This is a genomic window from Streptomyces recifensis (genome assembly GCF_002154615.1).
Taxonomy (GTDB): domain Bacteria; phylum Actinomycetota; class Actinomycetes; order Streptomycetales; family Streptomycetaceae; genus Streptomyces; species Streptomyces griseoluteus.
This window is the reverse complement of the sequence record NZ_MUNH01000347.1, coordinates 1-4,628: the sequence shown is the minus strand read 5'-3', so window position 1 is coordinate 4,628 and position 4,628 is coordinate 1. Positions and strand designations below refer to the sequence as shown.

The window sequence follows — 4,628 nt, the reverse complement described above, 5'->3', positions numbered from 1 at the left end:
CCGATGCCGCCGGCCGCCGCCAATACCTGTACCACCCACAATTCCGTGCGGAGCAGGAGCAGGCCAAGCACGAGCACGTTCTCGACGTCGCCGATGCCCTGCCTGTGGTGCGGCAGGCTGTCGAGGGGCATCTGCACGACCGCGGGCTGACCCGGCACCGGGTCCTGGCCACGGGCGTACGTCTGCTCGACCTGGGTTTCTTCCGCATCGGCAGCGACCGTTACACCGAACTGAACAACAGCTACGGCCTCACCACGCTGCTCCGCGAGCACTCCCGCTGCCACGGGGGTGCGGTCCTGTTCACCTACACCGGCAAGCACGGCAAGGAGATCGTTCAGACCGTCGCCGATCCCGCCGCCTGCCGATGCCTCACCGCGCTGTTGCGGCGCCGGGGCGGTGGTGACCGGCTCCTGGCCTACTGGGAACAGCGCTCCTGGCACACCGTGAACGGCGAGGACGTCAACGCGTACCTCAAGGAACTGGCCGGTCTCGAGGTCACCGCCAAGGACTTCCGTACCTGGCACGCCACCGTCATGGCCGCCGTGGCACTGGCCGTCTCCCACCCCGTCGCACGGAGCGAGAGCGCCCGGCGCCGGGCCATCGCCCGGGCGACGCGCGAGGTGGCCGGGTATCTCGGCAACACGCCCGCGGTCTGCCGTGCCTCCTACATCAGCCCACGGGTGATCGAGTTGTACGAGGAGGGCGTCACGGTCGCCGCCGCTCTGGCTCACCTGGGCGACGAGGGCGCGTACGGCGTCCCCGCCACCCACGGGGCCGTGGAGCGGGCGGTGCTGCGCATGCTCCGCGACGGGGACCCGTCCGAGGGGCTTGAGCGGGATCCGCCTCCGCGTTGACGCCGTGCGGGTAGCCGGCTCGTTCACGCGCTCCGCAGTGCCCGAAGTGGTTTCTTCACAGGCCCGGTGAAGGGGGGTGCGTCGCGGGCCCCAGCCGGTTGTCCGGAGAAGCGGGCATCTTTCGAAAACTCGTGCCGGATGTGTCGTACGGGCCGGGCGGGGCGGGTACCCGAGGCTTCGGCCAACCGGGGGGCTCGGTCCCGACGAGGAGGCTGCGGTGAGTGCGAGTGACGTCCCGCGTGCCGGCACGGCCGGCACGCGGCAGGCCGGCCGGCTCCGGCTGGACCTGCTCGGCATCTATCTCAACGACCATCTGGCGGGGTCCACCGTCGGCACCAACCGGGCCCGCTACCTGGCTCGCGCGACCCGTGGCACCCCGACCGGCGAGGCACTGGAACCTGTCGCGCGTGAGATCGCGCAAGACCGGCGGAGCCTGCTGGACATCATGGCCAGGCTGGGTGTCCCGGCGCGCGGGTACAAGGTCTTGGCGGGTCGCGCGGCCGAGTTGGCGGGGCGGCTCAAGAGCAACGGCAGCCTGGTCCGCCGGTCCCCGCTCACCACGGTCGTCGAGCTCGAGCTGCTGCGGCTCGGCGTCGAGGGGAAGGCGGCCGGCTGGCGGACCCTGCGTCCGCTCGCCGAGACGGACGAGCGCCTCGACCCGCGGCAGCTCGACCAACTGCTCGAACGGGCCGAACGGCAGCTGCGCACGCTCGAGGAGCTCCGCTTCCGGCGGTCACAGGAGGTGTTCCGGGGCCTTGGGTGACCGAGCTGTGCCACGGCGGGGCCTGGCGCCCGCCGTTCCGTAAGAGACACAAGGTGCACCAGAGGAGTGCCGTCATGACTGTTCCCGAGGAGAACCGACCGAAGACGCACACCACCGACGAGGTGGTCATGGAACCGTCGCCCGACCGCGACGCGGAGGCTCGTACCGGCGGAGCGAAGAGCCGCGACCTGCGTGAGGCGATGGACGAGGCGGGGATCGAACGGGACGACTTCGAGGACCGGTAGGCGCGGCCGCTCACCGCGCCGACGAGCTCGGACAAGCAAGGAGGATCCCCCATGGCACACACCAGCGTGCCGGAGGTGCTGGAAGCCATCAAGGACGTCGACTTCCCGGCCGACCGCGATGAGTTGGTCGAAGCGGCGCGGGCGGCGGGCGCCTCGGAGGAGGTGGTCAAGGCACTGCGCGGTATGCCGCCGGAGCAGTACGCGAACCGGGAGGAAGTGGCCAGGTCCGTCCGCGTGGACCCGGCCTCGGACCTCGGACTCACCGCGGCGCAGCGCGCGGAGCAGGCCCGTGCGGGCGGCAAGCCCGGACTGTCCCAGCACCTGCGGGAGGAGCCGAAGACCCCGATCGAGGAGGAACTCGACCGCTGACCGTTCCGTACGTCCGCCGCCGGCGTTCCCTCACACGGCCGATGCCGCGGCACGCACCTGGTCGAGGATGCGCCGGGCGGTGTCGGACAAACGATCCCGTGCGTCACTGGCCTGCCGGTGGTGTGGCCGCCAGGGGCGCGGGTACTCGGGTGCACCCACCGTGCGGGGCGCCCCGCAGGATTGCAGGCCGTCACGGCTCGACGGCTGCGAGGCACCCGGCGTCTCACACCCTCCTGCGAGGCCCCCTATGAGCCGTCTCTTCTCTCCGCTCACGCTCCGCGGCACCACGTTTCCGAACCGGGCCTGGGTGGCCCCCATGTGCCAGTACAGCTCGGTCGACGGCTATCCGCAGGACTGGCATCTGGTCCATCTCGGCTCACTGGCGCGTGGCGGGTCCGGCCTGGTCATGCAGGAGGCCACGGCAGTGGAGCCCGAGGGCCGGATCACCCCCTCCGACGCCGGCATCTGGGAGGACGCGCAGGCCGCCGCGTACAAGCGGATCACCGACTTCGTCCACGAGCAGGGAGCCGTTCCCGGCATCCAGATCTCCCATGCCGGCCGCAAGGCGTCGACGGCACCGCCCTGGGAGGGTGACGCCTACGTCGGACCGGAGGCCGGAGGATGGCAGACGGTCGCACCGTCACCGGTGCCGTTCAACGACTGGCCGGCCCCGCGTGAACTCAGCGCGAACGACATCCGCGCCCTGGTCCGGGCCTTCGCCGAGGCCGCCGCGCGGGCGCTGTCCGCCGGCTTCGAGGTCCTGGAGATCCACGCCGCGCACGGCTATCTGCTGCACCAGTTCCTGTCCCCGCTGTCCAACCACCGCAATGACGAGTACGGAGGCGATCTCGACGGGCGCAGCCGCTTCCTCGTCCAGGTCACCGACGCCGTGCGGGCGCAGTGGCCGGAGGACCGTCCCCTGTTCGTACGCTTCTCCGCCACGGACTGGGCCGACGGCGGCTGGACCCCGGAGGAGACGGTCGAGCTGTCGCGGCATCTGGTGGGCCACGGCGTCGATCTGGTGGACATCACCAGCGGCGGGCTCGTCCACAACGCCCGTATCGAAGTGGAGCCCGGCTACCAGGTGCCCTTCGCCCGAACCGTCCGCGAGGGCGCGGCCCTGCCCGTCTCCGCGGTCGGCCTGATCACCGCACCGGAGCAGGCCGACCAGATCCTCGTGGACCGCTCGGCCGACGCGATCATGCTCGCGCGGGAACTGCTGCGCAACCCGACCTGGCCGCTCCGCGCGGCCTACGTACTCGGTGACGACGTCCCGTGGCCGAAGCAGTACCAGCGCGGCCGCCTACGTCATCGTTGAGGCCGCGGGCGCAAGTTGAGGCCGTGTGCGGGGGTGGACACGTTGACGACGCCCACCCGATCCCGGACCCCGGACCGTCAGGCCGTCACGACCCGGCGCAGGCACGCGACTTGGCCGTAGCCGCCGCGGAATCGACGCCGAAGGCGCACCGGGGCGGTGCGCCCCCACCGGAGTCGGGCGGTCACGTCATCACCCGAGGTGCGCAGCGGCCCGGCAAGCGTCGAGATGCGGTCTCCGACCCGTGCTGGATATCCTTGCGGGGGACCGGGCGGAGCCGCCCGGGGCGTGGCCGTGCAGGCCCCCATCCCGCTCAGCGAAGAGGGCGAATCCCGCAAGCCGCCTTCGCGGCGCTCACACCTCCACGGGAGGGAGTTGCGATGAGGCTCACCCACATGCACACGGTCAGGTTCACCGGAGCGGCTCTGGCCGCCATCCCGCTCGCGCTCGGTGCTCTCACATCCCGGAGCAGCGCCCAGGACGCGTCCCCCAGCCCCTCGGGGACCTTCGGGCCGGGCTGCTCGGCGCTGTCCCAGAAGGCCGACACGGCCAAGGACAAGGTGGTGGACGCCGCGGCCGCCTACCCGCAGCTCAGTCAGCTGGTCTCGGCTGCCGTCCGGGCGCATCTCACCGACACCCTGAACAACAAGTCCGCGGTCACCGTCTTCGCACCGAACAACGACGCCTTCAAGAAGGTGACCACGTCCCAGCTCTCCTCACTGCTCAACAACGAGGGGCAGCTCAAGAAGGTGCTGACCTACCACGTCGTGGACAAGCAGATCACGCCCGATCAGCTGTCCAACGGTTCCTTCACCACGGTGGAGGGCGGCAAGCTGACCACGTCCGGGTCGGGCACCGACTTCAAGGTCAACGGCAAGGCGAACATCGTCTGCGGCAACATCAAGGCGGCGAACGCCACCATCTATGTCGTGGACTCGGTCCTCCAGCCTCCGTCCTGACCTGCCCTCAGGTCCCCCGCTTCACGTGACGAGGCACGGCGCCGCGCCCCTGCGCCCGCCGTGCCTCGTCCCGTCACCGTACGAGGGACTTGATCGGGCCGACGGCACCGTGGATATGGTGGG

General features: G+C 71.0%; 6 protein-coding genes. All 6 read left to right on the top strand.

Annotated elements, in window-relative coordinates; all coding sequences use genetic code 11:
- Positions 1-854 (top strand): DNA topoisomerase IB (locus tag CCN33_RS18670; protein ID WP_086694719.1); only part of this gene is annotated, 854 nt, incomplete at its 5' end.
- A 217-nt stretch (positions 855-1,071) separates the two neighbouring features.
- Complete coding sequence (locus tag CCN33_RS18665) at positions 1,072-1,617, top strand: hypothetical protein (protein WP_425275853.1); 546 nt, start codon at positions 1,072-1,074, stop codon at positions 1,615-1,617.
- 74 nt (positions 1,618-1,691) lie between these two features.
- Positions 1,692-1,862: a hypothetical protein gene (locus CCN33_RS32100; RefSeq protein WP_167387892.1), complete on the top strand. Its 171-nt coding sequence runs from the start codon at positions 1,692-1,694 to the stop codon at positions 1,860-1,862.
- Positions 1,863-1,913: 51 nt separating this feature from the next.
- Complete coding sequence (locus CCN33_RS18660; RefSeq protein ID WP_086694717.1) at positions 1,914-2,231, top strand: DUF2795 domain-containing protein; 318 nt, start codon at positions 1,914-1,916, stop codon at positions 2,229-2,231.
- Between the two features lie 247 nt (positions 2,232-2,478).
- Complete coding sequence (locus CCN33_RS18655) at positions 2,479-3,549, top strand: NADH:flavin oxidoreductase/NADH oxidase (RefSeq protein WP_086694716.1); 1,071 nt, start codon at positions 2,479-2,481, stop codon at positions 3,547-3,549.
- Positions 3,550-3,926: 377 nt separating this feature from the next.
- Positions 3,927-4,505: a fasciclin domain-containing protein gene (locus CCN33_RS18650; protein ID WP_086694715.1), complete on the top strand. Its 579-nt coding sequence runs from the start codon at positions 3,927-3,929 to the stop codon at positions 4,503-4,505.
- Positions 4,506-4,628: the final 123 nt, after the last annotated feature.